The 26,888-nt window shown below is 70.5% G+C and carries 25 protein-coding genes; 8 read left to right on the top strand and 17 right to left on the bottom strand.

The window, feature by feature from the left end:
- Window positions 1–8 precede the first annotated feature (8 nt).
- The gene (locus Q1A98_RS20705) at window positions 9–773 is read right to left on the bottom strand and encodes a DUF429 domain-containing protein (RefSeq protein WP_299576992.1); all 765 of its coding nucleotides are present in this window, start codon (window positions 771–773) and stop codon (window positions 9–11) included.
- A gap of 70 nt (window positions 774–843) precedes the next feature.
- Between Q1A98_RS20705 and Q1A98_RS20700 the strand changes: the two genes are divergently transcribed.
- Window positions 844–2,289: an acyl-CoA synthetase gene (locus Q1A98_RS20700; RefSeq protein ID WP_299576990.1), complete on the top strand. Its 1,446-nt coding sequence runs from the start codon at window positions 844–846 to the stop codon at window positions 2,287–2,289.
- A gap of 9 nt (window positions 2,290–2,298) precedes the next feature.
- Here Q1A98_RS20700 and Q1A98_RS20695 read toward each other — a convergent pair whose 3' ends face one another.
- Window positions 2,299–3,174 carry a spermidine synthase gene (locus Q1A98_RS20695; RefSeq protein WP_299576989.1) on the bottom strand — a complete coding sequence of 292 codons (876 nt, stop codon included), beginning with the start codon at window positions 3,172–3,174 and terminating at the stop codon, window positions 2,299–2,301.
- 68 nt (window positions 3,175–3,242) lie between these two features.
- Here Q1A98_RS20695 and Q1A98_RS20690 point away from each other — a divergent pair, with 68 nt between their 5' ends.
- Complete coding sequence (locus Q1A98_RS20690) at window positions 3,243–4,169, top strand: cobalamin biosynthesis protein (RefSeq protein ID WP_299577067.1); 927 nt, start codon at window positions 3,243–3,245, stop codon at window positions 4,167–4,169.
- On the opposite strand, the gene Q1A98_RS20685 is transcribed toward Q1A98_RS20690, so the two are convergent.
- Window positions 4,147–5,106 carry an SURF1 family protein gene (locus Q1A98_RS20685; RefSeq protein ID WP_299576987.1) on the bottom strand — a complete coding sequence of 320 codons (960 nt, stop codon included), beginning with the start codon at window positions 5,104–5,106 and terminating at the stop codon, window positions 4,147–4,149. The two genes, Q1A98_RS20690 and Q1A98_RS20685, sit on opposite strands and share 23 nt — an antisense overlap.
- A gap of 182 nt (window positions 5,107–5,288) precedes the next feature.
- Here Q1A98_RS20685 and Q1A98_RS20680 point away from each other — a divergent pair, with 182 nt between their 5' ends.
- A complete protein-coding gene (locus tag Q1A98_RS20680; RefSeq protein ID WP_299576985.1) occupies window positions 5,289–6,305 on the top strand; it encodes a putative zinc-binding metallopeptidase in 1,017 nt (338 codons plus the stop codon).
- On the opposite strand, the gene Q1A98_RS20675 is transcribed toward Q1A98_RS20680, so the two are convergent.
- The gene (locus Q1A98_RS20675) at window positions 6,277–6,771 is read right to left on the bottom strand and encodes a low molecular weight protein-tyrosine-phosphatase (RefSeq protein WP_299576982.1); all 495 of its coding nucleotides are present in this window, start codon (window positions 6,769–6,771) and stop codon (window positions 6,277–6,279) included. The two genes, Q1A98_RS20680 and Q1A98_RS20675, sit on opposite strands and share 29 nt — an antisense overlap.
- Window positions 6,768–7,463: an HAD hydrolase-like protein gene (locus tag Q1A98_RS20670; RefSeq protein WP_299576980.1), complete on the bottom strand. Its 696-nt coding sequence runs from the start codon at window positions 7,461–7,463 to the stop codon at window positions 6,768–6,770. The genes Q1A98_RS20675 and Q1A98_RS20670 overlap by 4 nt, the downstream gene beginning before the upstream one ends.
- A gap of 30 nt (window positions 7,464–7,493) precedes the next feature.
- Between Q1A98_RS20670 and cobC the strand changes: the two genes are divergently transcribed.
- The 4 genes from cobC to Q1A98_RS20650 are packed head-to-tail and all read left to right on the top strand — an operon-like array spanning window position 7,494 to window position 11,721.
- Window positions 7,494–8,582 carry an Rv2231c family pyridoxal phosphate-dependent protein CobC gene (cobC, locus tag Q1A98_RS20665; RefSeq protein ID WP_299576978.1) on the top strand — a complete coding sequence of 363 codons (1,089 nt, stop codon included), beginning with the start codon at window positions 7,494–7,496 and terminating at the stop codon, window positions 8,580–8,582.
- 55 nt (window positions 8,583–8,637) lie between these two features.
- Complete coding sequence (locus Q1A98_RS20660) at window positions 8,638–9,777, top strand: Nif3-like dinuclear metal center hexameric protein (RefSeq protein ID WP_299576976.1); 1,140 nt, start codon at window positions 8,638–8,640, stop codon at window positions 9,775–9,777.
- A gap of 49 nt (window positions 9,778–9,826) precedes the next feature.
- A complete protein-coding gene (locus Q1A98_RS20655; protein WP_299576974.1) occupies window positions 9,827–10,564 on the top strand; it encodes a C4-type zinc ribbon domain-containing protein in 738 nt (245 codons plus the stop codon).
- 2 nt (window positions 10,565–10,566) lie between these two features.
- Entirely contained in the window at window positions 10,567–11,721 is a 1,155-nt protein-coding gene (locus tag Q1A98_RS20650; RefSeq protein WP_299576972.1) for a bifunctional RNase H/acid phosphatase, read from the top strand.
- Window positions 11,722–11,861: 140 nt separating this feature from the next.
- Here Q1A98_RS20650 and Q1A98_RS20645 read toward each other — a convergent pair whose 3' ends face one another.
- The 11 genes from Q1A98_RS20645 to Q1A98_RS20595 form a co-directional block, all read right to left on the bottom strand.
- Window positions 11,862–14,180 (bottom strand): pyruvate dehydrogenase, encoded by a 2,319-nt coding sequence (locus Q1A98_RS20645; protein WP_299577065.1) that lies wholly within the window; start codon window positions 14,178–14,180, stop codon window positions 11,862–11,864.
- A gap of 2 nt (window positions 14,181–14,182) precedes the next feature.
- Window positions 14,183–16,015 carry an FAD-dependent monooxygenase gene (locus Q1A98_RS20640; RefSeq protein WP_299576970.1) on the bottom strand — a complete coding sequence of 611 codons (1,833 nt, stop codon included), beginning with the start codon at window positions 16,013–16,015 and terminating at the stop codon, window positions 14,183–14,185.
- A complete protein-coding gene (locus tag Q1A98_RS20635) occupies window positions 16,015–16,641 on the bottom strand; it encodes a VOC family protein (RefSeq protein WP_299576968.1) in 627 nt (208 codons plus the stop codon). The genes Q1A98_RS20640 and Q1A98_RS20635 overlap by 1 nt, the downstream gene beginning before the upstream one ends.
- Window positions 16,638–17,615, bottom strand: a complete 978-nt coding sequence (locus tag Q1A98_RS20630; protein ID WP_299576966.1) for a fumarylacetoacetate hydrolase family protein — start codon at window positions 17,613–17,615, stop codon at window positions 16,638–16,640. The genes Q1A98_RS20635 and Q1A98_RS20630 overlap by 4 nt, the downstream gene beginning before the upstream one ends.
- A 212-nt stretch (window positions 17,616–17,827) precedes the next feature.
- Window positions 17,828–18,478 carry a helix-turn-helix domain-containing protein gene (locus Q1A98_RS20625; protein ID WP_299576964.1) on the bottom strand — a complete coding sequence of 217 codons (651 nt, stop codon included), beginning with the start codon at window positions 18,476–18,478 and terminating at the stop codon, window positions 17,828–17,830.
- 70 nt (window positions 18,479–18,548) lie between these two features.
- Window positions 18,549–19,388: an alpha/beta hydrolase gene (locus tag Q1A98_RS20620; RefSeq protein ID WP_299576962.1), complete on the bottom strand. Its 840-nt coding sequence runs from the start codon at window positions 19,386–19,388 to the stop codon at window positions 18,549–18,551.
- A 122-nt stretch (window positions 19,389–19,510) separates the two neighbouring features.
- Complete coding sequence (locus Q1A98_RS20615) at window positions 19,511–20,269, bottom strand: 1-acyl-sn-glycerol-3-phosphate acyltransferase (protein WP_299576960.1); 759 nt, start codon at window positions 20,267–20,269, stop codon at window positions 19,511–19,513.
- A gap of 21 nt (window positions 20,270–20,290) precedes the next feature.
- Window positions 20,291–21,088 (bottom strand): SDR family oxidoreductase, encoded by a 798-nt coding sequence (locus Q1A98_RS20610; RefSeq protein WP_299576958.1) that lies wholly within the window; start codon window positions 21,086–21,088, stop codon window positions 20,291–20,293.
- Window positions 21,089–21,192: 104 nt separating this feature from the next.
- Window positions 21,193–22,500: a cytochrome P450 gene (locus tag Q1A98_RS20605; protein ID WP_299576956.1), complete on the bottom strand. Its 1,308-nt coding sequence runs from the start codon at window positions 22,498–22,500 to the stop codon at window positions 21,193–21,195.
- Window positions 22,501–22,639: 139 nt separating this feature from the next.
- Window positions 22,640–23,629 (bottom strand): NmrA family NAD(P)-binding protein, encoded by a 990-nt coding sequence (locus Q1A98_RS20600; RefSeq protein WP_299576954.1) that lies wholly within the window; start codon window positions 23,627–23,629, stop codon window positions 22,640–22,642.
- Window positions 23,630–23,677: 48 nt separating this feature from the next.
- Window positions 23,678–24,457: an SDR family oxidoreductase gene (locus Q1A98_RS20595; RefSeq protein ID WP_299576952.1), complete on the bottom strand. Its 780-nt coding sequence runs from the start codon at window positions 24,455–24,457 to the stop codon at window positions 23,678–23,680.
- Window positions 24,458–24,578: 121 nt separating this feature from the next.
- Here Q1A98_RS20595 and Q1A98_RS20590 point away from each other — a divergent pair, with 121 nt between their 5' ends.
- Window positions 24,579–25,304 (top strand): TetR family transcriptional regulator, encoded by a 726-nt coding sequence (locus Q1A98_RS20590; protein WP_299576950.1) that lies wholly within the window; start codon window positions 24,579–24,581, stop codon window positions 25,302–25,304.
- Window positions 25,305–25,645: 341 nt separating this feature from the next.
- On the opposite strand, the gene Q1A98_RS20585 is transcribed toward Q1A98_RS20590, so the two are convergent.
- Window positions 25,646–26,872, bottom strand: coding sequence for an SLC13 family permease (locus Q1A98_RS20585; RefSeq protein WP_299576948.1), 1,227 nt, complete (start codon window positions 26,870–26,872; stop codon window positions 25,646–25,648).
- Window positions 26,873–26,888 lie beyond the last annotated feature (16 nt).

Genomic DNA, 26,888 nt, shown 5'->3' with positions numbered 1-26,888 from the left:
CGCGGCCGTCACCCGACCACGAGTCCCTCCAGATCCGCCGAGGGCAGGTGGATCCAGCCCTCGCGCCGCGCGAGCACGGCGTCGTCGCCCTCGGGCAGGTGGGTTCGCCCCAGCGCCGCGGCGCGCGCGATGCAGGCCGCGACGACCGCGTCGAAGACGTCGTCGCTGGCGCGGATCGCGGCCTCCGAGACTCCGAGGTCCAACCACGGGGCCCGCACGCGCACCTCGTCGACCAGTGCGTCGAGGACCGCGGCCTTGGCCGGACCCTTGTACCCGCGGTGGTCGAGTCCCCAGACGCGCAGTGCGGCCGCGGGATAGGCCTCGACCACAGGCCCGTCGACCCGGTCCATCACGTCCAGGGCCCGCAGCAGTCCGACGCACCGCATCGCCACGTGCGCGATGAGATCGGCCGAGACGCTCAGCGGGATCAGGCGCGTCCGCTCCCGGACCCTGTCGTCGGTCATGCGACGGACGAGACCCGCCCGGGCGTCCCGGGTGTCCGAGGCCGCGGGCGGGACGCGGTCGGCACCGGTGACCGCCGTGTCCGGGTCGCCCAGGGCGTGGTGTGCCGTCACGAACCGGACGAACTGGTCGGGCCAGCCGAACGGCGCGTCGATCCCGACCCGATCGCACCCCGCGGCGGCCGCGACGATGTCGGAGTCCGTGGCGCCGAGCGTGATCCGCTCCACCTCCGCGCGCCCCGACCGCCACCGCAGCACCGCGAGCGCGGACTTGGTCGGCTCGGCCGCGAGGTCGACTCCCAGGGTGCGCACGTCCACGACCGTAGCGCCGCCCACATCTGTGCCCCGCGGTGACCGCCGCCGTCTGTGCGACAGTGGGCGGGTGCTGTTCCCGCTGCTGACACCGTCCGCGGTCGCCGCGGCGTCCGACGTCCCCGACACGGTCGCCGTCGACGGTCTGTCCTTCTCACGAGCCGACGTGGCGGGCGCGGCGATCGCGGCCGCCGAACGTCTCGGGGGCGTCCGCGTGGTCGCGGTGGAGGCGACGCCGTCGATGGCCACGGTGATCGCCGTGGTGGGAGCGTTGATGGCGGGCGTGGTCGTCGTCCCCGTCCCACCGGACTCCGGCATCGCCGAACGCCGCCACGTCCTCGACGACTCCGGCGCGCAGGGCTGGCTGGGTCCTGAACCGGCCGAGGCGTGTGGTCTCCCGCATCTGCCGGTGCGTCTCTACGCCCGGTCGTGGCACTCGCATCCGCGCCCGCCGGCGGACCATCCGGCGATGATCCTCTACACCTCGGGCACCACGGGCGCGCCGAAAGGTGTTGTCAGCACGCACGGCTCGATCGCGGCGGGTCTCGACGCGCTCGCCGCGGCCTGGCGGTGGACTGCGTCCGACGTCCTGGTGCACGGCCTGCCGCTGTTCCACGTGCACGGACTCGTGCTCGGTGTGCTCGGGCCGCTGCGACTCGGGGGTCGGCTGGTCCACACCGGGCGCCCGACGCCGGAGGCGTACGCCCGGACGGACGGGACGATGTACTTCGGCGTCCCCACGGTGTGGTCGCGGATCGCCGCCGACGAGGACAGTGCGCGCAGCCTCGCCGGTGCGCGCCTGCTGGTCTCCGGCAGTGCGCCGCTGCCGGAGTCGGTGTTCCGGCGCATCGCCGATCTGACCGGCCACGAGATCGTGGAACGGTACGGCAGCACCGAGACCCTCATCACCCTCAGTGCGCGTGTCGACGGTGAACGCCGCGCCGGCTGGGTCGGCCTGCCGCTCGACGGGGTCGAGACGATGCTCCGTCCGGACCCGGAGTCCGGGGGCACCGGCGGTGACGATCTGCCGCACGACGGCGAGACGATCGGGGAGTTGCTGGTCCGGGGTCCGATGCTGGGCGTCGGCTACCACGGGAGGCCGGAGGCGACGGCCGAGTCATGGCTTCCCGGTGGGTGGTTCGCGACCGGTGACGCCGCCGTGATCGACGCCGACGGGATGCACCGGATCGTCGGTCGTCTGTCGACCGACCTCATCAAGACGGGCGGTTTCCGCGTCGGTGCCGGCGAGATCGAGAGCTGTCTGCTCGACCACGACGCCGTCGCCGAGGTCGCCGTGGTCGGTGTGCCCGACGACGATCTCGGACAGCGCATCGTCGCGGCGGTCGTCACCGCATCGGGGTACGACGCCGGCGACGACCTCGCCGAGTCGCTCATCGGTCATGTGGCCGAACAGCTCTCCGACCACAAGCGTCCGCGGGTGGTCCGCTTCGTCGACGACCTGCCCCGCAACGCGATGGGCAAGGTCACCAAGAAGGCGCTGCTCGACGAGTCGTGACGGGTGACGTCACACGGGGATCAGGGGCGTGCCCCGGTCGGTCGGCGGATCGGCGTCGGTGTACGGCCGGGCGCCCGCGATGAAGGCGTGCACGGCCGCGCCCTCCCGGACCGACGCCGGTACGGCGTCGACGAGCAGGTCTCGCACCAACGCGGGCGAGGCGGGCAGGGGCTCGTCCGAGGCGGCGACGACGACGTTGCCGTAGCGGCGGCCCTTGAGCATCGCCGGGTCGGCGACGAGCATCAGGTGCTCGAAACGGTCGGCGACCGTGGCGATCTGACGTCGTGCGTAGGCGAGGTCGCGGGTGTCGGCGATGTTCATCACGACCAGCCCGCCGGGTCGTAGCACGCGGTGGACCGCGTCGACGAACTCGACCGTCGTCAGGTGGGCCGGTGTCCGGGCACCGGCGAAGACGTCGACGACGACGAGGTCGCGGCTGTCCGGGGTGAGACCCTCGGTGACCGTCCGGGCGTCGCCCACACGCAGGCGCACGATCGGCGCCCGCGGGATGTCGAACCGGGCCCGCACGAGGTCGGCCAGAGCAGCGTCGATCTCCACCGCGACATGCCGCGACGCCGGCGCGACCGCGGCGAGGTGGCGGGGGAGTGCGCACCCGGCCGCGCCGAGGTGCAGGGCCCGCAGGGGCTCGTCGAGATCGAGTCGGTCGGCGACGACCGCTGCGATCCACCGCATGTACTCGAAGTCCAGGCGTGTCGGATCGGCGGCGACGTGCGAGCTCTGCACTCCGTTCACCTCGAGCAGCCAGCCCTGCCCGTCGATGTCGGTGGTGATGACCGCGGTGCCCGTGTCTATCGGGTACGTCCCGGCGATGTCGTCGGGGGCGCCACCCACCGCGGGTCGGCGCCGCGATCGCTGTCGGGCCACGTCCCGACCCTGTCACGGTGCGCGCGCCGGCGCCGTGCGCGGCCCCGCCTGGCAGGGTGGTCGACGTGATCCGACGACCCGCCGCACGCGCCGTGGGCATCGCGCTCGGTGTCGTCGCCGACCGGGCCCTCGGCGACCCGCGTCGACTGCACCCCGTCGCCGGGATGGGCACCGTAGCGGCGGCGCTGGAACGACGCATCTACGCCGACAGCCGCGCCGCCGGTGTGGTGCACGCCGCGGTCCTCGTCGGTGGTGCCGTGGCCGCGGGCGCGCTCGTCGACCGCGGTGGCCCACGGCTGACCATCGTGACCACCGCTGCGGCGACGTGGGCGACCCTCGGCGGGACCACGCTCACCCGGGTGGTCGCCGATCTCGGGACACTCGTCGACGCCGACGACCTGGACGGCGCGCGCGACCTGATCCCCAGCCTGTGCGGCCGGGACCCGCGCTCACTCGACGCGGACGGGATGGTGCGCGCGGCGGTGGAGTCGTTGGCGGAGAACACCTCCGACGCGGCGGTGGGCCCGCTGGTGTGGGCGGCGGTCGCCGGTGCCCCCGGCGCGCTCGGCTACCGGATGGCCAACACCCTCGACGCGATGGTCGGCTATCGGTCCGAACGCCACCAGCGGTTCGGGTGGGCATCGGCCCGTCTCGACGACCTCGTCAACATCGTCCCGGCACGGGTGACGGGACTCGCCGTCGTCGCGCTCGGTCCGGACCGGAGGGGAGCGGTCGCCGCGTGGCGTCGGGACGCCGGCCGTCACCCGAGTCCGAATGCGGGTGTCGTCGAGGCCGCTTTCGCCGGCGCACTGGGTACGGGGCTCGGCGGGCTCACGGTCTATCCGCACGGGGTGGAGGACAGGCCGCGTCTGGGTGACGGACCACCGCCGACGGTGCAGGACCTGCATCGGTCGGTGGTGTTGTCGCGCAGAGTGCAGACCCTCGTGGCCGTGGTCGCGTGCGGTGTGGCGGTCAGTCGCCGTAGCGGTCGGTGAGCTTCTCGCGAGCCGACGCGGAGGTCTCCTCGCGGCGCGGCCCGAACCCGATGCCACTGCGGACACGCGTGCTGCCGAGACCCGACGACGAGGCCGACACGAGGTCCTCACGACGCTGCCGGGCACGGGCGGCGACACCGCCCGCGGGTGTCGGCGGTGCGGCGCCCGTCTCGGTGCCACCGCCCTTGGTGGCCGCGGCCGCGGCACGGCGATGACGGACCTCGGCCACGATGAAGTACCCGAGTCCCAGTGGGGCCATGACGCCGAACGCGATCCACTGCAGCCCGTAGGACAGGTACGGCCCGGAGTCGAGCTGGGGTATGGGGAGTTCGCCGAGACTGCCCGGCTGATCGGGTGAGAGCTGCAGGTAGGCGGGCATGGTGTCGAGCCCGACCGTCCGCCCGAGCACGGCGGGATCGATCGTGTAGACCTGTAGCGCCCCGCCCTCGACGCGCGGCCCGCGACCCGGTGCGGTCCCCTCACCGACACGCAGACGGGCAGTGACGGTCGTCGAACCGGCGGGGGCCGGGGACACCGACGGCAGCGCGGTGCCCTGCTCCGGCCGGACGTACCCGCGGTTCACCACGAAGACGCGACCGTCGTCGAGCCGGAACGGTGTGAGCACCTCGTAGGCAGGAGCGTCGGAGACCGACCGCAGCCGCACGACGGCCTGGTCGTCGGGGAGGTATCGACCCGTGGCGGTCACCTCGCGCCACTCGGAGTCCTTCGGCAGCGGACCGCGACCGGGCCACACCGAGTCGATCGGGGCGGCGGACCGCGACACAGCGCTCTTGATCAGCGAGTTCTGGTGCTCGGTGCGGGAGTTCTTGCCGAGCTGCCATGGGGCCAGCACGTAGAAGCACGCCGCGGCGAACGCGACCACCACGATGGCGAGCGCCACCCACCCCGGGCGAGCGAAGGTGCGCAGGATCCGCATGTCACAACGGTACTAGGGCCGGGGTGGTGGGTGCCGTGGCCTGCCGCGACGACGACCCATCAGGACCGACGCATGGGTCGACTACGCTCATCGCGACACCCGTCGCACCTCGACGGCGGACGCCCGCTCGAGACGACGGCGGCGTTCCGGGTCCCGCGACCACCCCGAAACGGAGCGTCACCGTGCGTGATTTCACCTGCCGCAACTGCGGCCAGCAACTCTCCTTCGAGAACACCCTCTGCCTGAAGTGCGACCACGCGCTCGGTTTCCACCTGCCGACGCGGATCATCCACATCGTCGGCGAGGACGGCGTCGGCGACGTCGACGGCACCGCGGTGCAGCGCTGCGCCAACAACGTCGTCGCCAAGTGCAACTGGCTCGTCGACGACACCGCCCCGAACGGACTGTGCGAGTCGTGCCGTCTGACGCGCACCCGCCCCGCCGACGACGACGCCGTGGCGCTGCCCGAGTTCGCCGAGGCCGAGAAGGCCAAGCGTCGGGTGATCCTCGAACTCGACGAGCTGGGCCTGCCGATCCGGGGGCGTGACGAGGACCCCCAGACCGGCCTCGCCTTCGACCTGCTCTCCAGCGAGGCGCAGAACGTGATCACCGGGCACGCGAACGGCGTGATCACCCTCGACCTCGCCGAGGGCGACGACGTCCACCGCGAGCAGCTGCGCGTGTCGATGGACGAGCCCTACCGCACGCTGATCGGTCACTTCCGTCACGAGATCGGGCACTACTACCAGATGGTCCTGGTCGGCGACGGCGAGCACCGACCGCGCTTCGAGGAACTGTTCGGAAACCCCGACGACGACTACCAGGCCGCACTCGACCGCCACTACAACCAGGGTCCGCCGGACGACTGGAAGTCCGACTTCGTGTCGTCGTACGCGACCATGCACCCCGCGGAGGACTGGGCCGAGACGTTCGCCCACTACCTGCACATCCGCGACACCCTCGACACCGCGGCCGCGTTCGCGATGGCGCCGTCGGGGGCGACCCTGGAATCAGACCTGCCGGGCGAGGTGGGTTTCGAGAAGATCATCGAGCTCTGGCTGCCGCTGTCGTGGTCGCTGAACCAGATCAACCGCTCGATGGGCCACCAGGACCTCTACCCGTTCGTGCTGCCCCCGAAGGTGCTCGAGAAGATGTCGTTCCTGCACCAGCTCATCGCTCCGGGTTTCGACGGCGTCTGACCTCGTCGCGGATCCAGTCGACGATCCCGGGCGTCGCCGCCTCCACCTGCTCGCGGACGGTGACGAAGTCGTCGGCGTCGCCGTAGTACGGGTCGGCGACGTCGAGGTCGGCGGGATCGGCCGACGGGTCGAACTCACGCAGCAGCCGGGTACGGTCGCCGTCGCCCCGGCGGGCCAGCGCCCGGCGGTGACCGTCGTCGAGCGCGACGAAGAGGTCGGCGTCGTCGTGCTCGGGGCCGAGGACCGCCGCGGTGTGGGTGTCGTCGTATCCGGCCCGACGCAGTTCGGCCCGTGCGCGGTCGTCGGCGGGTTCCCCGACGTGCCAGGCGCCGGTGCCGGCGCTGTCGATCCGCACGGCGTCGGACAGTCCGGCGCGGTCCACCGCGGCGGCCACGATCCGCTCGGCCATGGGGGACCGGCAGATGTTGCCGCTGCAGACGAAGGTCACGTGCACGGGGTCGCTCATGCCGACGCTCCCGCCGTCGCGAGACCGAGCAGCGACCGCAGGTCGTCGACGGTGCGCACAGACCACGCCGCGTCGTCGACCTCGCCGGGCAGCGAATAGCCCCACTCGACGAACACGGCCGGGATCCCGAACTCACCCGCACCGTGTACGTCGTGCGAGCGATCGCCCACGATGACGACGTCGGTGATCTCGCCCGCCGTGTCGATGCCGAGCGCTGTCAGCGCGTGGGCGACCACGTCGCTCTTGCTGCGGCGTGTGCCGTCGTCGCTGGCCCCGGCGATCACGTCGAAGCAGTCGGCGAGCCCGAAGTGCTCGAGGATGCGCTGCGCGGTCGTCTCGTTCTTCGACGTCGACACGGCCATGCGCCGGCCCGAGGCGCGCAGGTCGCGGACCACCGTCTCCATCCCGGGGAAGACGGCGTTCTCGCGCCACCCGACGGTCGTGTACCGATCCCGGTAGGCCGACATGGCGGCCTCGACGGCGGTGTCGTCGAGGCCGAGGGTGCGGAACGTGTCGACCATCGGTGGTCCGGCGATCCCCGCCACCACGGCGGCGTCGGGGTCGGGCGCGCCGATCTCGGTCAGCGCGTGACGGAAACTCGCTGCGATGCCGTCGAAGGAGTCGGTGATGGTGCCGTCGAGGTCGAACAGCACGACGGTGGACGGGGCGGCCGGGTCGGCGGGTGCGGGCACGGTCCCATTGTCCCCGTAGGCTGATCGGTCGTGACGCCCGGAGTGACGCGCATCGGCGATCCCGGGTACCCGTGCGCCACGACACCGCCGGATCCGCTGTCGCATCACGGTGATCGCGACGTGGTCCCCGGCATGCTCGACTTCGCCGTCAACGTCCGCGGTACGACCCCCGAGTGGCTGCGCGACGTGCTGCGTGCTCGTGTCGACGACCTCTCGACCTACCCGTCACCCGCCGACGAACAGGCCGCCGTCGCCGCGATCGCGGGCGCCCACGGTCGTGACGAGTCGGAGATCGCGGTGTTGTCGGGTGCGGCAGAGGGATTCGCTCTCGCCGCCGCGCTGCGGCCCCGTCACGCCGTCGTGATCGCGCCGTCGTTCACCGAACCCGAGCGGGTGCTGCGTGCCGCCGGGGTGCGGGTCACCCGCGTCGTCCTGCCCCCACCCTGGCACCTCGCCGGCGCCGCGATCCCCGACGACGCCGATCTGCTGGTCGTCGGAAACCCCACCAACCCGACCTCGGTGCTGCACCCGGCCGACGCGCTCGTCGCGCTGTGCCGACCCGGCCGCGTGGTCCTCGTCGACGAGGCGTTCGCCGACGTCACCCTGGCCGAGGTCGGCGGGGAACTCGTCGACGAGCCGCAGTCGGTGGCCGGGCGTCGGCTGCCGGGGCTCGTGGTGCTGCGGTCGGTGACGAAGACGTTCGCGGTGCCGGGCCTGCGCGCGGGGTATCTCGTCGGTGACCCCGACGTGGTCGCGCGCATGGTCGTCGCTCGGCCGCACTGGCCGGTGGGGACTCTGCAACTCGCGGCGGTTCAGGCGGCTCTCGGCCCGACCGGTCGCGACCACGCACGCACCCAGGCACGTGCGGTGCGCGACGAACGAACGGCGATGTGTCGCATGCTCACCGACGCCGGAGTCACCGTGTGCGGTGATCCGCAGGCGTCGTTCGTCCTCGTCCACGACGCGGAGGCGATGTGGCGACGCGAGCACCTGGCCGACGCGGGGGTGGCGGTCCGACGGTGTGACACGTTCCCGGGCCTCGACGCCGAGCATCTGCGCCTCGCCGTGCGCGGCAGCGAGGACGTCGCGATGCTGCTGCGGGCGTGGCCGACGGTCTGACACCTGCCGCACGACACGCACCCACGACGGACGACAGCACAGAAGGGCGGATCCCATGGCCGCGGTCGCAGACATCGTCGACCTGATCGAGGAGCACTACCCGCCACACCTCGCCGAGAGCTGGGACAGCGTCGGGCTGGTGTGCGGTGACCCCCTCGACACGGTCACCGCCGTGCTCGTCTGCATCGACGTGACGGACGCCGTCGTCGACCACGCCATCGCGCACGGCGTGGAGCTCATCGTCGCGCACCACCCGTTGCTGCTGCGCGGGGTCGACACCGTCGGTGCGCACACGCCGAAGGGCCGGATCGTGCACCGACTCGTCCGGGCCGGATGTGCGCTGGTCACCGCCCACACCAACGCCGACATCGCCCGTCCCGGGGTGTCCGACGCCCTGGCCGACGCCCTCGGTGTGCTCGACACCCGCCCGCTGCAGCCGACCACCGCACCCGCGCTCGACAAGTGGGTGGTGTTCGTCCCCGTCGAGAACACCGACGACGTCGCCGACGCGATGTTCCGCGCCGGGGCGGGCGCGATCGGCGACTACAGCCGGTGCCGCTGGCAGGTGACCGGGACCGGGCAGTTCCTGCCCGGCGACGGCGCGACGCCGCACATCGGGACGCTCGGCGAGATCGAGTCGGTCACCGAGGACCGTCTCGAGATGGTCGCCCCCCGCAGTCGCCGCAGCGCCGTCCTCACGGCGGTGCGCGAGGCGCACCCCTACGAGGAACCCGCGTTCGACGTGCTCGCGCAGGCCTCGCTCGACGAGGACCGCGGCCTGGGCCGGGTGGGTCGACTGGCCGACCCCATGACGCTGTCCGGCTTCGCCGAGCACGTCGCCTCCGCGTTGCGCCTCGCCCCGTGGGGTCTCCGCGTCGCCGGCGATCCTGATGCCGAGGTCACCACCGTCGCCGTCTGCGGCGGGGCGGGCGACTCGTTGCTCGACGCCGCGACCGCCGCCGGCGCGCACGTCTACGTCACCGCCGACCTGCGTCACCACCCCGCCGACGAGCACCTGCGCACCGGCGGACCCGCCCTCGTCGACGCGGGCCACTGGGCCACCGAGTTCCCTTGGTGCGCGCAGGTGGCCGGCATCGTGTCGACGTGGGACCCCGCGCTCGTCGTCGATGTCTTCGACACCCCGACCGACCCGTTCACCGTCCACGCCGCCGGTGACCGCGGCTCCGGCGAGTAGGGTCGCGAGTCTGCCGTGACGCCGAACACCGAGAGGACCACTGCCGTCGATGAGGGCTGATCCCGCCGCCCAGCGCCTGCTCCTGGAGTTGGCCGACGCCGACGCCGAGGTGGCACGCGCCGCCCACCGCCGCTCGCACGCGCCGGAGGTCGCCGCGGTCGACGAACTCACCGAGGCGCTGCGTCACCACCGCGACGCCGCGGTCGCCGCGCAGATCGCGGCCGAGGACCAGGAGCGCGAGGTACGCCGGCTGGAGAACGAGATCGCGGTGCTCACCACCCGCGAGCAGAAGGACACCGCCCTGCGCGACGGCGGCACCCTCGTCGGCAAGGGGCTCGTCGAGATCGACCACGAGTTGCGCGGCCTTGCCCGCCGACGGGGTCTCCTCGAGGAGGAACTGCTCGAGGTCATGGAGCAGCAGGAGGCGACCGCCGCCGAGGAGCTGCGCTGCGGTGCGCTGGTGAGCCACACCGAGGAGCAGCTCGCGCAGGCGACGGAGAAGGCCGACGGAGCCGTCGGGGACATCGACGTGCAGGCGACGTCGGCCGCGCGGCACCGCGACGAGATCCGCGGCCGCGTCGATCCGGCCCTGCTGGCCGTCTACGACCAGCAGGTCGCCCGTGGCCGTGTCGGTGCAGGCCTGCTCCGCCAGGCGCGGTGCGGCGCATGCCGGATGGAGATCGACCGCGGCACCCTCGCCCGCTATGGCAAGGCCGACCCCGATGAGGTCCTGCGGTGTGAGGAGTGCGGCGCGGTGATCGTCCGGACCCACGAGTCCGGGGTCTGAGCGTGCTGGTCATCGTCGAGGCCGACGGGGGATCGCGCGGCAATCCCGGTGTCGCCGGGTACGGCTCTGTCGTGTTCGACGCAGACCACGACGCGGTGCTCGCCGAGCGCAAGGAGTACATCGGCCGCGCGACCAACAACGTCGCCGAATACCGCGGCCTCATAGCGGGACTGAAGGCCGCGCGGGAACTGGGTGCCGACGAGGTGTCCGTCCGGATGGACTCCAAACTCGTCGTCGAGCAGATGTCGGGACGGTGGAAGGTCAAGCACCCGGACATGATCCCGCTCGCCCAGCAGGCCAGGGATCTCGTCGCCGGATTCTCCCGCGTCGACTTCGCCTGGATCCCACGCAAGCAGAACTCCCACGCCGACCGCCTCGCCAACGAGGCGATGGACGCACAGGCCGAGGGTCAGGTCGCCACCACCCCTGAGGCCGCGCCCCCGGCCGAGAAGCCTTTTGACACAGCACCTTCCGACACAGCGCCTTCTGCCCCTGCGTTGTCGAAGAAGGACGAGACCGGGCCCGGGTGGACCGGCGCGATGGGTAAACCGACCCGCCTGCTGCTGGTGCGCCACGGCCAGACCGCACTGTCGGTGGATCGCCGCTACAGCGGGCGTGGCAACCCGGAACTCACCGCGCTCGGCGTACAGCAGGCCGATCGAGTCGCGCACCGCATCGCCTCGAGGGGTGGCATCGCAGCAATCGTGTCGAGTCCGCTGTCGCGGGCCCGCGCAACCGCCGGTGCCATCGCCCGACGCGTCGGACTGCCGGTGCACGAGGTGGAGGGCTTCACCGAGACCGACTTCGGCGAGTGGGAGGGCCTGACGTTTTCCGAGGCCTCACAACGGTATCCGGAACTGCACCGCGCCTGGATGTCCGACACGTCGGTCGCGCCCCCCGGTGGTGAGAGTTTCGACGCGGTCACCGAGCGCGTCCGCGCCGCCACCGACCAGGTGGTGTCGGAGTACGGTCCCGGCAACGTCGTGGTGGTCAGCCACGTGACGCCGATCAAAACCGTTCTGCGCCACGCCCTCGACGTCGGGCCGTCGATCCTCTTCAAGCTCCACCTCGACCTGGCGTCCCTGTCGATGGCCGAGTTCTACGCCGACGGCGGCTCGTCGGTTCGCCTCGTCAACGACACGAATCACCTGTCGTAGATGCCGAGTGTGACGAAGGTCGAGCCGAGTGTGCTGATCGATCGTCGCGAGACGACGACGGATCGTCGCACACTCGGCGACGAGTTTCGGCACACTCGGCGGCCGTGGAAGTCGGCCCGCCCACCGACCGCCGCGGTCGGTCAGGCGAGGACGTCCAGCGTCGCGCGGACGATGCTGTCGGCGTCGATCTCGTGGTGTCGGTAGGTGTCTTCGAGCGATCCGGCCTGACCGAACGACGTGACGCCCAGGGCGCGTGACGGAACCGCGTTGATCGTCGCGAGGAACGCCAGCGTGTGGGGGTGCCCGTCCAGGACTGTCACCATCGGGGCTGCGCGGTCGGACGGGAACACGCTGTCGAGGATCCAGCTCGGCGCGTCCTGTCGACCGGCGCGGGCCTGCGTGGCGTGGAAGAGCAGTCCCGGGCTGGTGACGCAGACGACGTCGGCGTCGATGTCCATGTCCCGCAGGCGTTCCGCGGCCCGAATCGCCTCGGTCGCCATCGCGCCCATCGTGACGATGGTCGCGGCCGGTGTCTCCGCGGTGCGGAGTCGGTACGCGCCGGCGACGACCTGTCGTCGTCGGCGTTCCCTCGCCGCAGGGTCGGCGGGGACGTCGGCGAGACCCTGCTCGACGGGTCGCGTGGACAGACGCAGGTAGGCGGAGCGCCCGTCGGGTCGCCCGAGGTGAGCCAGGCAGTCGAGCAGGATCCACTGCACCTCGATCGCGAACGCGGGCTCGTAGGTGACACATCCGGGCTGTTCCAGACCGACCGAGGGTGTCGTGATCGATTGGTGCGCACCGCCTTCGGAGGCGAGGCTGACGCCCGACGGGGTGCCCACGAGGATGGACTGGCCGCCGGCGTAGATGCCGAACGACCACGGTTCGAGTGCACGTTCGACGAAGGGGTCGTAGAGGACGCCGATCGGCAGCAGCGGTTGTCCCCACCGGCTCCACGTGGCGCCGAGTTCGCCGAGCAGGCCGACGAGGTTCGTCTCGGCGATGCCGAGTTCCATGTGCTGGCCGGTGGGTCGTTCGCGCCAGTGCATGATCGTCTCGGCGTCGTCGGCGAACCAGTTGTGCCGTTCGGCCGGCGACCAGACGCCGACCTTGTTCAGCCATCCGGCCAGGTTCGTCGTCGAGCTGACGTCAGGGCTGACAGTGACCACTCGGTCGGCGATCTCGGGTGCCTCACGGGAGAGGTCGAGCAGGACCCGGCCGAGCGCGGCCTGGGTGGTGGACGTCGCGGAGGGTGTGCGGTCGACGTCGCGGGGCACCGACAGTCGGGGCAGCGCGGGAACCGGGTCGCGGTGAAGCCGAGCCGAGACCTGATCGCACAGTCGTCCTTCTGATGACTCCGATGGGAACCGTCGCCAGGGGTTCTCGGCGTCCTCGCCGAGTGTGTCGGCGAGGGCGGCGAACTGCTCGACGGTGAGCAGCGACGAGTGGTTCTGCGGGTGGCCCTGGATGGGCAGGCCGAACCCCTTCACGGTGTAGGCGATGACGACCGTGGGCCGCGTGTCGTCGATCTGCGCGTACGCGGCCTGCAGCGCGTCGATGTCGTGCCCGCCGAGGTTCGCCACGGCGGCGAGCAGGGTCGCGTCGTCGAGATCGCCGATGACGCCGGTGATGGCCTCGGCGTCGGGGCCGGCGCCGGGCAGCCGGGTGCGGACCTCGTCGGCCGAGCATCGCAGAAGTCGTTGGTATTCGGGGTTGGGCATCTCGACGATGCGACGGCGCAATGCGTCCCCTCCGGCACGGGCGAACAGGCTCTCCAGGATGTGCCCGAAGGAGACGGTGATGACCTGCCACCCCGCGGCGGTGAACATCTGCTCCAGCCGGCGGGCGGCGATGTTCGGGACCACCCGGTCGAGTGACTGGCGGTTCAGATCGACGATCCAGACGATCTCCCCGAGGTCGGCGACGCTGGGATCGAGCACGGCCTCCCAGATCGCGCCCTCGTCGAGTTCGGCGTCGCCGACAAGCGAGTACTGCCGACCCGTGCCCGTGCTGCCGAAGGTCGTGTCGACGTAGCGGCGCGCGATCGCCCCCCAGATCGGAGCGGTCGCACCGATGCCCACCGATCCGGTGGAGTAGTCGACGGGGTCGGGATCCTTCGACCTGCTCGGATACGACTGCAGTCCACCGTATTCCCGCAGCGTCGTGAGCCATCGCTCGTCGAGTTCCCCGAGGAGGTGGTTGATGGCGTGCAGGACCGGTGAGGCATGAGGTTTCACCGAGACCCGGTCACCGGCACGCAGCTGACCGAACCACAGCGACGTCATGATGTGGACCATCGACGCACTCGATGCCTGATGGCCACCGACCTTCAGCCCGCTCGGGTTGGGGCGAACCCGGTTGGCGTGGTGGATGATCGCGGTCGAGGTCCACAGGACACGTCGGGCGATCGCGTCGAGCGTCCGGGTCTCCGGTGAGGCCGGGGTGATCTCGGGTACGTCGATGCTCACTCGGTGCTCCTGGAGGTGCGGGCGTCTGCGGTCGAGGCGCGGGCGGGGACGAGCTGCGCCCACCCCTGCGCGAGGAATGCGTGCAGGGCGTCGGCGGACTGATCGGCGGGGCGGTCGTCGTGCCACACGATGTGCCCGTCGCAGCGGACGACCACGGCGCCGCCGCGGGTCAGGCGGTACAGCTCGGCGGCCGACTCGGGCGCCACGCACACCGCTCCGATGTCCACCGTCGTGGCCTCGAGTGGACTGATCAGATCGGCCTCGAGCCGGTCCTGCCAGGCAGCGGGATCGGAGGTCACGACGGTCAGCACGACCGGTGATCGGTCGACCAGTTCGAGGATCGACCGGCGGTCGTCGCCGACGTCGACGGGGACGTGCGGCAGCCGCCCTCCGGCGACGACGGACGGGAGGTACTCGATCACCTCCTCCGGGTCCGTCGATCCCGGCGGCGTGCCGTCGTCGGCGATCAGCGGCCCGGAGTAGCGGTAGCCGAACTCCAGTCCGGTGGAGACGAAGTGGGGCGCCTGGTCGGGGATGGCGAGGGCGGCACGGTCGCGCACGCGTCGGGCGCGAGCGGAGTCGCGGCCCAGGATGGCCGTGCGGGCCAGGCCGGCACGGATCAGGTGGTCTGACGCCCGCGCCGCGAGAGCGTCGGGAACCCAGGTCAGCGGAGCGCGTCCCATCAGGGACGTGACGGTCTGCAGTGCCCGGTTGGTCGCCCCGAAGTGCTTGGTGACGGCGTCGAGGTTGAAGTGGTTGCGCACGCTGTGGTCGGCGAAGAGTTCCACCACCGGCCGACGTTCGATCTCGTAGGTGTCGAGCAGTGCGTCGTCGGCGCGGTGGTTCAGCACCGCGTCGAGCTTCCAGGCCAGGTTGTGTGCGTCCTGCACGCCGCTGTTGAGTCCGTACCCCCCGGTGTGTGGGAAGCGGTGAGCGGCGTCGCCGACGAGCAGTACCGGTCCGCTGCGGAAGGCGGACGCTGTCTGTGACGTCATCGTCCACGTGCCGGTCGACCTGATGTCGTAGGTCTTGTCGGCGCCCAGGACCCGAGGCAGTGCGTCGCGCCAGTACCGCTCGGGGTCGGACGCGATCGGTTGGCCCGGGTGCACGTACGTGCCCATGAGGATGTAGTGGTCGTCGGCGTGGGCGATCAGGACGCCGGCGAAGTCGGGTTGATAGATCCACGTCAACAGCGGGCGTTCGTGGGGATGCAGGTCGGGGGAGCGGAAGAACGCACTCGCCATCCGTGCCAGCACCGGTCCCTGCATGGTGATGCCGAGCAGGTCCCGGACGACGCTGTTCGCCCCGTCGGCCGCGACGACGAACGGTGCTGTGCCCGAGCCTGATCCGGTGCGGACGGTCATACCCGACCGGTCGGTGACCAGATCGGTGACGGCGACGTCGCGGTGGAACGAGACCAGCGGCTCGTCGTCGAGGTGTCGCCACAGCAGCGGCATCAGCAGGTGTTGGCCGACGTGGGAGATGAGGTAGTCGCTGTGCGAGCGCACCCTCTCGAGCTGCTCGGGTTCGGACAACAGGTCGATCTCGCCGAGCGGGGTCGCGCCGATCGTCGAACACCACCGGATGAGGTTGATCTCGGAGATCGGTGGGGACAGCGCGGCAACGTGCGCGGCGAGATCGGGGTCGATCTCACGCCAGATCTCCAGCGACCGTGCGTTGATCACGTGCGCTGCAGGATGTCCCAGCGGGTCACGACGCCGATCCAGCACGGTCGACGGGATCCCGCGGGATGCGAGCAGGAGGGCCAGGGTCGACCCCGCAGCACCCGCCCCGCAGATCACCACCGGGGTGTGCGGTGGCGTGATCATCACAGCGTACGGAAGGTGATGGCGCGCTTGTTGACACGCGGACGAGTGCCGGGCCGGACCCCGGCGTAGCGGCCGGTGAGTGCGTGCGGCGGATCGCCCGCGCGCAAGCGTTCGAGGAGATAGGTCGGGTCGATCGTCACACCGATCGGGTTCTCGGCGAACTCGTCGCTGTCGAAGAACGCGGCGGTCTCCTCCGGGGTGTCGAAGTTCTCGACCTGGAACTCCAGACGCGTGCCGTCGGGATCCTCGTAGTACAGCGATGTGGTGGGGCCGTGGTTGATCGACCACACCGGGTCGATGCCGAGCGCGGTCAGACGCTCATGGTTGAGCAGCAGCCGCTCCAGGGAGCTGTAGGTGAACGCGAGGTGGTCGACGCCCATCACCTTGCGACGGAAGCGCGCGAGCGGGAAGAGCCGCCCGACGAGCCCGGGGATCTTCACCAGTGCGAGCCGGTGACTCTCCTCGTCCCAGGTCAGGAAGGCGATCTGCGAGTCCTCGTGGACGACGCGTGCGCCGAGCACTTCTCCGTACCAATCGATCATCTCGGCCGCGCGCGGGGTCTTGATGACGTAGTGCGCGAGGATCTCGGGCGCCAGTGCGATGGTGCTCGGGCCCGGTGTGGTCATGCGAGAACGCCTTCCGGTGTGGTCGCGGCGACGATGGGTGTCCTCTGGGTGCCCAGGTCGAGTGCTCCATCGGGTGTGCGGATGGACGCGGTCACGGTGTCACCGGGCCGGAGGAACGGTCCGGACTCGTTCCGGCGGATGAACGCCTTCCACATGACGTGCTCGGGGAGGAGGGCGGCGGCGAGGCGGCGCACGATGGCCGGGGGCGCTGTGGCGGCGGTGCCATGGGGTGTCCCCGTGAGGACGACGTCCCCGGGTGACAGGTTGGAGAACGTGCTCAGTTCGGTCAACGACTCGGCGGGTCGGTAGACGACGTTCGAGGTGTTGTCGGTCTGTCGCAGCTCGCCGTTGACACGCAGCTCGAGATCGAGGTTGTCCAGCAGCGGGTAGTCGGCCGGCTCCAACAGGACGAGCTCGGGTCCCAGTGGGCAGAAACCGCGATAGCTCTTGCCTTTCAGGTACTGGCCCTGGGGCAACTGCACATCGCGCGCGGACAGGTCGTTGCCGATGGTCACCGCCGCGACATACCGCGGCAGGTCGGCGTCGGTGATGGTCACCGGCCCGTCGACAGTCGCGCCGATGACCAGCGCGAGTTCGATCTCGTGGTCGAGCAGGCGCACGTGCCGGGGACGCTCGACGGGGTCGTACGGACCCGTGACCGACGCGTCGGTCTTGTCGAAGAACAGGTTGAAGGCGCGGTTGTCGGGGTCCATTCCGGACTCGATGGCGTGCTGTCGATAGTTCGCGCCCTGACACAGCACTCGACAGGGAACGGTGATCGGTGACTGCACGTCGACATCGGCCAGGGTGTGGCTCGGAGCCCGGCGGCGTGCATCGTCGATGTCGGCTCGCCCGCTCTCGAGCAGCGCTCCGGTCGTCGGATAGTCGTCGGACAACGCGGTGACGTCCTGGCCGTCGACGACCCCCCAGTGCGTCGCCCCGTCGTCGGTGTACCGGATGACCCGGATCGCCATGCGCCCTCCTCGATCGGCTGTCGGTGGCGACGTTACAAAGCAGTTGACTTGAAGTCAACGAATCGCGGTCGACCTCCGGCCCCGAAGAGCTGTGTATCCACCGGGCGGTGCTCGACGAGGCGTCGGTGCGATGGGTGCGCGGTGGGCAGTCGGCGTTCTCGTGCTGCTCCACTCCCGACACCGAGATCCGTGTCAGACGAGGGTGTTTCGACTCAACCGTCGAGCGCGCGGATCGCACGGTCGAGGTCGAACGTCTCGTCGAGGACCGGCGCGGTGCCCAGGCACGCGACGATCAGGGCCTCCATCCACGCCACGAGCCGTTGCGCGTCGATCACGTCGGTGTCGTCGAGCCACTGCACCACGGCCTCGTCGATCGCACTGACGGCCGCACGACCCACGACGCGCAGTGCCTGGTTGGTGGTCTCCAGCCCGAGGAGCCCTGCGAACGCCTCGAGGGCATGCCATCGGCCCGCCTCGTAGATCTCCCATGCCTCGGAATCCACCCCGCGGCCACCGAGCACGAGTCGCAGTGCGAGGCCGCGGTGTTCGTGCAGATAGGCGAGGTGTTGTTCGAGTGCACCGTGGATCATCTCGCGCGGGGTCGCCCCTGGCTCGAAGGTGAACGCGGCGTTGAGCTGTTCGGCGGTGGCTCGGACCGCGGCGAGGTAGATGCCGCGCTTGTTGCCGAAGTAGTGGAAGAGAAGGCCGTGTGCGACTTTCGCGCGGGCCGCTATGTCTGCCACCGCGACCTGGTCGTAGTCGGTGTCCGAGAACACCTCGATGGCGACGTCGATGAGGCGCGCCTTGGTCTCCGCCGCCTGCGCTGCCCGCTTCGTGGGTTTCCGCGAGGCGGGGTCGGGCACGGCGCGCTCCTCACTGATGACTTGTCGGGTGCGATCCTATCGCCGCGACCGTCCGGGACGGGTCACCACGTCAGAGGGTGAGTGGGGCGTCACCGGGTGACGCGAAACGGTGTACTTCGTCGACGAACCGTCGTGGACGTTCGATGTGCGGCCAGTGACCGGTGTTGTCGAGCCGGACCTCGTCGGCGGAGGGGACCCGCGACAGGAACAGGGCGACGTCATCCGGAGGGGACAGGGCATCCTGCGCTCCACGCAGGATCAGGGTCGGGCATCGCACGTGCTCCAGGTCGCGCCCGGGATCACCCGTCACCGTCGAGGCGAGAACCGGGAATGTCGCGGGCGCACCCAGATCCTGCATGGTGGCGCGGACGACCGCGGGGTCGAGCAGGTCAGGCCGGGCCACGAAAGCGCCCAGCGCGGCTCGGCGCAGGCGCGCCGACCCGGCGATGACGGATGCGACGGACTGCGGGAGCGGCAGACCCACCACCGCCGACTCGGCCACCAGCGTCGACACCGCCCTCGGGCTGCGCCGGAACGTCTCGACCGGCCGTCGGACGAGGTGCACCAGGGAGAGGATCGGCCCGCCGGTGATGATCAGGCTTGCCAGGCGATCCGGATGTCTCACCGCCACACGCGTGGCCACCAACGAGCCCATCGAGTGGCCGAGGACGACCGGCGCGTCGACGTCGAGCGCATCGCACACATCGACGACCGAGTCGGCGAGCCCGTCGAAGGTGAGGTGGTGCCGCGAGAACGGCGACCCACCGAAGCCAGGGAGGTCCACCGCCAGGATCCGATATCGCTGCGACAGGGCTGGGAACAGGTGGGCGAACCATTTCCAGCTCGCCGAGATGCCGTGCAGCAGAACGATCGTCGGGCCGTCCCCGTGGGCCACGTCGACACAGCTCACCCGAGCGGTCCGCGTCGACACGGTGCGTACCGATGATGCCCAGTCGTCCGTGGACACGGCCCCGGGGAGGGTGCCGCCATACCCGTCCCACACATCGCGTCCGCCGAGTCCATCCTGGCGAGTCATCCGATCACCGGCAGTCGTTCCGCCGTGAGGGCCTTGAGTTCCACCGCCATCGCGGAGTGGACACGGTTCGCGTAGTCGGCGACCGACTCGCCGGGTTCGGGCCGCATCGGCGGGAGGATGGTCGTCGTCAGCTTCGTCGGGAGCGGCAGGTAGGGCAGCAGTCCCACCAGTCCGGCGTTGACGCCCCAGGGCAGCGACACCGTGAGGGCGACGGTCTTCACGCGCAGGAGACGGTCGAGTCGAGCGAGGCGGGCGAGCCTTCGTCCCGCGCCCAGCACGACGAGGGATTCGCCCGCGCCGGCGGTCACCACCGGGACGATCGGTACGTCGGCGTCCATCGCGAGCCGGGCGAATCCGGTTCGTCCGACGAAGAGGACCTTGTTCCTGTCGGTCCACGACTTGAACCCGTCGATGTCGCCGCCGGGGAACACGAGCGCATGCTTGCCCGACCGCAGGGCGCGCAGTCCGGACCCGTGATCGGCCGGGACGGAGCCGAACCTCTCCAGGATCGACCCGAGGCCCAGCGTCCACGCGATCTGATGGGTGAGGACGGCGACGTCGCGGGTGTCGCCCAACTGGTCATGAGCCGACGCGAACGCGAGCACGTTGAGATCGAACACGCCACCGAAGCCGTGGTTGGCGACGAACAGCACGGGGCCGTCGGGCATCGGCGCCCGCTGCTCGGCGCTGATCCGGTGGTAGAGCCGACCGATCGCGATCGTCGCGTCGAGCACCTTTCGCGCCGCGTCGTCCATGGTCAGCCGCTGTCCCCGCGCTCAGCTCAGGCCGTAGGAGCGGGCCATGACCGACTCGATCACCCGGCGGGGGAGCAGGCGGCGCGCGGCGAAGACCATGGGCGCTCGGCTGCCGATCGCGTAGAGGGGCTCCGGTCGCCGGGCGGTCGCGGCGCGCAGGATCGTCTGTGCGACACGATCAGCCGAGATCCCCTGTGACTCCTTCTCGTCGAGGGCGGCGACGGTGGTCGTGAACGCCTTCCGATAGGGCGAGTCGTCCGCGATGTACTTCGTCCGGCGATCGGACAGGCCCGTGTCGATCGATCCGGGTTCGACGGTGGTGAGGTGGACGCCGAACGGCGCCAGTTCGAGCCGTGCGGCCGTCGCGAATCCCTTCAGCGCTGCCTTGCTCGCCACATAGGACGACCGGAAGGCCAGTGGGAAGCTGGCGAGCATCGAGCCGACGAACACGACCCGCCCCTGCCTGCGTGCGCGCATCGCCGGGAGGATCAGCTGGGTCAACTCGATGTGTCCCAGCACGTTCAACCGGAAGAGCCGCTCGAGTGCCTCGGCCGGGAGCTCCTCCAACGGCCCGCACTGGCTCTCGCCGGCGTTGTTCACCAGGACGTCGACCTCGGTGTCGGACAACCCGTGCGCGAACACTCGGATCGACTCGGGTGACGCGAGATCGAGGTCGCGATAGTGCACTCCGGGAACGGGATCCACGACTGACCGGCTGTCGCGGCTCGTCCCGATGACCCGGAAGTGGGCGGCGATCAGCGCTTCGGCTGTCGCCCTGCCGATCCCGGACGATGCGCCGGTGACAACTGCGGTTCGCACACGGACCTCACTGATCGACGACGCTGTCGGAGCGGCGTGGCCGCTCCCGGTTGCGCCACCACCCTAAGCATTCGTTGACTCTCAGTCAACAGAGCCTTGCCGGTTCACCCGTGCAGACGCACCGGGTAGGACGAGTACCCGTGCAGCACACGGGTGTTGCGGCGAACCGGTTGCCCGGCGCGGACGAGGTCCGGAAATCGCTCGAAGAGGGTCTGTAGGCCGACCTCGGTCTCGGCGCGCGCCAGTGCTGCCCCGAGACAGAAGTGGCGACCACCGGAGAACGAGTGGTGCTTGTTCGCGTTCTCGCGGGTCACGTCGAAGCGGTCGGGGTCGTCGAACACGGCGGGATCGCGATTCGCGCCGGCCAGTACCAGCAGGATGAGCCGGTCAGCGGGCAGCGTGGTCCCCCCGACCTCGGTCGGGCGCACGGTCGCACGGGCGGTCATCTGGACCGGTGATCGCAGGCGGAGCATCTCGTCGGCGGCGTTGGCCCAGAGATCCGGACTCGCGGTGAGGACCTCGAGCTGGTCCCGGTGTGTGGTCAACAGGTCGATGCCACTGCCGAGGATGTTCACCGTGGTCTCGAATCCTGCGGCGAGCACGAGGCCCGCCGTCGCGAGCAGTTCCTGCTCCGTCAGGGCCACTCCGTCGTCACGTGCGGCGATCAGCTGGCTCATGAGGTCGTCGCCAGGGTTCTCCCGCAGCCTGGCGAGGTGCCCGTGGAGCCATTCGATGAATCGGGACAGCCCGTCGTCGACTCGGCAGCTCTCCGACCACGACAGGCCGAGATCCAGACTGGGGGCCGCGAGCTCGCCGAACTCGAGAACGCGGTCGCGTTCGTCCTCGGGTACGCCGAGGATGTCACCGATGACCGCAACGGGGAGTCGAGCGCAGTACCGATCGATGATGTCCACCGTGCCTGTCTCGCCGTCGAGTTCGTCGAGAAGGCGGGTGGCCGTCAGCTCGACGTTGTCGCGCATCGACGCGACCGCGCGCGCGGTGAACACCGACGACACCAGCCTGCGATAGGTGGTGTGCGACGGGGGCTCCGTGGCCAACAGGGAGGGCGGGCGAAGGGGGTGCAATCCGTCCGTGCGAGTGCGCTGTTCGATCGCGGCGATGATCTTCGGGCCTTGCGGACCCGAGCCGGCGGTGCGGAAGTCATCGGACCGCAACACATCTCGCACCACCGCGTGGTCGACCGTGACATCCGCCAGCCTGCCGCGTGCGATCGGACCCCGTGACCGGATCTCGCGGTGAACGGGACCGGGGTCGACGCGGACCTGCGGGTCGCTGATCAGACGGGCCTGGAGATCTCCCAGGCGCGCACCGAGCGGCGCGGCGGCACGCACGAGCCCATGCGTGGCCATCCAATGGGTGCGCCTGCGGGCGGACTCCAGGGCGAACGACATCGGCTGCTCCTCCGGGTGTGTGATCACCCTCTGACCCGCGCCGTGGCTCCCCGCCGTCAGAGGCTGTCTGGTGGGCCACCGTGAGGGTAGCAGTATTGGACACAGATTCAGTAGTGGAGGCGACGAGACGCCATGGATGTCAGCGACGGGTGTCGTGCACGCGCCGGTCGACCTCGCGGCGCGCGAACTCGCGAAAGCCGGTGGGCGCGCGATCGAGCAGTGCCGGGAGGTGTGTCAGGTCGCCGACGGGCAGGCCATGGGTGTCGTAGTAGGTCATCATCTGCACGTAGTTGTCGCGGGCTTCCGACGACCAGGACCGGATCCCGCGGGCGTTCGGGGCGTCCTTCATCCCGTTCAGCAGGTGGATCGCGCGCCGCGGCGACAGAGTGGGGATCGCGCGGGCAACCCCGCTCAGGACGGCAGCGGCGGCGCCGGCCTGGTTGACGACAGCGGTCGGGGGCAGGCGAACAGCGGTCACAGGATGGCCGAGCGCGTCGGCGAAGCAGCTCGCCATCGCATCGCGGGTGATCGTCTCGGTCGACAGGTCGTAGGTCTTCCCGATGTGCTCGTCGGGCGCGGCCAGCACGACCGCGGCGGCCTCGGCGACGTCCTCGACGTCGACCACGCCCATCGGGCTGGTCGTCGACACCGGATAGGGCATCAGCCCGCCCCGGATGAACTCCCAGAAATCGAGGTAGTTCTGCATGTAGTGCGAGGGCCGCAGGATCGTCGTGGGGATGGACTGTGTGGCCAGCAGTCTCTCGACGGACTCCTTCTGCGTGTGGTGCGGCAGTTCGGTGATCTCCGGGTGGATGACCGAGTGGAAGACGAGGTGGGACAGTCCGTGTCGCGTGCCGAGCTCGACGATGTGCTCGGCGATCGGGCCCTCGTCGATGATCTGCGTCGGCGCCGCGTGATACATCCCGTCCGCGCCGCGGATGGCCTCGTCGAGGGTGGCGGCGTCGCGCATGTCGCCCACGCGGATCTCGGTCGCCCCGTCACGCCGCGCGAGCGACGCCTGGGCGTCGTTCTTGACGAGTGCGCGGACGGTCGCGCCCCGGGCGCTCAGTCCGCGGACGAGGGGGCGGCCGACGCCGCCGGCGGCACTGGTGACGAGAACTGTGGACATGGGACTTCTCCTTGGTGGGTGTCTCGGGGGTGGGGAAACGGCTGCGAGTCAGGTGAACTGGCGCATCGATCGCGCGAGGGCCGGGAGGAGCACCCGCTTGGGTGCGACACGGGCGCCGACGGCGGCCAGGGTGTTGCGTCGCCCGGAGACGACATACAGCGGAGGGAATCGCCGGTCGAGCGCCGACAGTGCCGTGCGCGCCACCTGATCGGCGGTCTGCATCGACCCGACGACGGCGGCGTTCTCGCCGATCACGTCGAAGAACTCGGTCTCGGTCGGTCCGGGTGCCAGCGCCATCACCCGGACACCGTGCTCGCGGGCCTCACACCACAGGGCCTGGGTGAAGCTGAGGACGAACGATTTCGCCGCCGCGTACACCGCCAGGGTCGGCACGGGCTGAAACGCCGTGGTGCTCGACACGTTGAGGATGGTGCCGGAACGGCGTGCTGCCATTCCGGGCAGGAATGCATGACACACGTCGACCAGTGCGGCGATGTCGACAGCGATGACGCGGTCGAGATCGGCGGTGTCGGCGTCGATGAACAACCCCTGGGTGGCGACCCCGGCGTTGTTGACCACCAGGTCGACGTCGCCCGCGACTCGCGCCCGCAACGCCGCGCCCGGGCGATCGCCGGAGAGGTCCAGGGCGACGACGTCACACGTGATCCCATACCGGGATTCGAGTTCGGACGCCAACGCGCGCAATCGATCTTCCCGCCGGGCGACCAGCACGAGGTCGGAGCCGCGTTCGGCTAGGCGACGCGCGAGTGCCGTACCGATCCCGGCGCTGGCGCCGGTGATGAGCGAGCGCGACGGCGTGAAGGCCATGAGTTCCTCCGGATTCGGCGTTGTGTGGGGCTGAGGACCCATAATGCAAAACTAGCATTCGATATGCAAGTGTTCGCGTATTCAAGTGGCGTCGGTGCTGCCGGTCTCGTACGTTGTCGTCGTGGCTCGACAGTCGCGGTTCACCGCCGCCCAACGGCACTCGGCGGTTCTGCGTGCCTTCGGCGGGAAGGAGGACTGTGACGCGGTCGCAACGGAACTGGGTGTCCACAGCGCGACGCTGTATCGCTGGGCCAAGGAGTCGCGTCATGACCCCGGTGGGTCCACTCGCGAACGGTTGATCGGCGCGGCGCAGGACATGTTGCGCGACAACACCTATGCGTCGATCACGGTCGAGGCGGTAGCCGCGCGCGCCGATGTCGCGCAGCGCACCGCTTTCCACACGTTCTCCGGCAAGGCGGAGTTGTTCCAGGCGGCGGTCGACGACGCGGCCACCCGACTCATCGACGCCATCGGTGCCGCCGCGAACGACGTCGCGTGGCCTGCGACCCCGCTCGAACAGCTCGGTGTGTTCCTGACCATCGCAGCCCGGAGCATCTACGAGACACCTGCGGCGCACGTGCTGTTCCGAGACGTCGGTGTCCCTCGTGGCGACGGGCCGGCAGAGAACTGGCACGCGGCTTTCGTCGATGCGGTGGCCGCTCTGATCGCGGAGGGGATCGAGGGCGGTCAGATCGAGGACGGCGTCGACGTCCGCGCCTCGGCGGAGATCATCACCGGCGCGATGCGGGGCATCCACGCCGCGGTGTTCGACGGGGCCGACGCTGCTGTGGCGGTCGAATCCGTCGGTCGACTCAGCGCGGTGGTCGGTGGTCGACCGCGCTCCTGAGGTTTGCGTCCGGCGTGAGAGGTCCTCCTGGCCGGCGCATCGGTGATCGCTGTCGGATCGCAGGCTCCTGGTGATGAGAGCCACTCGTGACCCGCCGACGTACGCAGAGTCGCATCCTCGAGGAGGGCGGATCGGCTCGTCGGGCGCATACCGTTGTCGTGGACGACGGATGTGGCGACCCGGCCGAGATCACGTCGTCGGGGAAGGGGAGGCGACCGATGGTCACTCTGTTCGTGGTCGGCTGTGGGGCAATCGCATTCATCGTGCTGTCGGGGGGCGGCGGACTCGATTTCGCGTCGCGATCCCGGCAGAACCGGTCGTTCTGACCCGCGACCGATCGGTCAGCTCACCGACCACAGTGCGGCGACAGCGGCGACGATCGAGGGCGCACCGGCCACGAGACCGAGCGCGGAGAACCCGCCCGCTGAGACCGCTACGCCGTCGCGGCTGACGATGCGCCGCCACAGCAGGTTCGCCAGCGAGCCGACGTAGGTGAAATTCGACCCGATGTTGACCCCGAGGAGCATCGCCAGCAGCGCGACGGTCGGGGCGCCCGACATCGCGGCGAGCAGCAGCAGCGTCGCGGGGATGTTGTTGATGATGTTGGCGACCACGGCGCCGATCGCCGCGACACCCAGCAGGGCGAGCAGGCCGGTGCCGTGCGGCACGATCCCGGCGAGCCAGCGGCCGATCGAGCCGTCGGCGATCGCTGCCACCAGGACACCCAGTGCGAACACGAACAGCAGGAACAGCGGGTTGATCGCGCGCACGACGTCGACAGGTCCGGATGCCCTGCGCACCACGGCGATCACGGTGAGGACGACCGCGCCGGCGGTCGCGAACCAGACCGGCTCCACACCGACCTGCGACGACAGGACGAAGCCGACGAGGGTCGCTGCGAGGACGACGAGCGCGGCGATCGGGGCCGGCCCCGGGTCCTGGGGCGCACTGTCGGGGACGTCGGCGATCTCGTGGCGGAACCACCAGCGGTGCACCGCGTACTGGACGACGAGTGTCGCGAGCCAGGGCAGTGCCATCAGGACGGTGAACCGCCCGAAGCCGAGACCGGTGGCCGAGAACGCCAGCAGATTGGTGAGATTCGAGACCGGCATCAGCGACGACGCCGCGTTGGCGAGGCTGATCGTCGCCACCGAGAGCGGCCGCGGTCGGACACCGAGTCCGCGCGTGACCGCGATGAGCACGGGCGTCAGCAGGACGACTGTCGCGTCGAGGTTCAGTGCCGCGGTCGTGACGGCGGCACCGACGAATCCGAGCGCGAACAGCCGCCGGCCGTTGCCCGCGCCGGCGCGCCCGATCTGCCGGGACACCCAGCCGAACACCCCGAGCACCTCGCAGGCATGCGAGAGCGCCAACAGAGCGGCCAGGGTCGCGACCGTCGTGGCCAGTGTGCGGATCTCGTCGAACGCCTCGCTCAGGGTCACCGCGCCGACCGCGATGGCGATCGCGGCGGCCGGGACCGCGACCGTCGCCTCGGGCAGGCCCCGCGGCCGCCAGACGGCGAACGCGAGCGCCAGCACCATGAGCGCAACCGCGCCCGCCTCGACCATCCCCGTCGCTCCCGGT

It is taken from the genome of uncultured Williamsia sp. (genome assembly GCF_947494875.1).
Classification (GTDB): domain Bacteria; phylum Actinomycetota; class Actinomycetes; order Mycobacteriales; family Mycobacteriaceae; genus Williamsia_A.
This window is presented reverse-complemented; position numbering and strand designations above follow the sequence as displayed.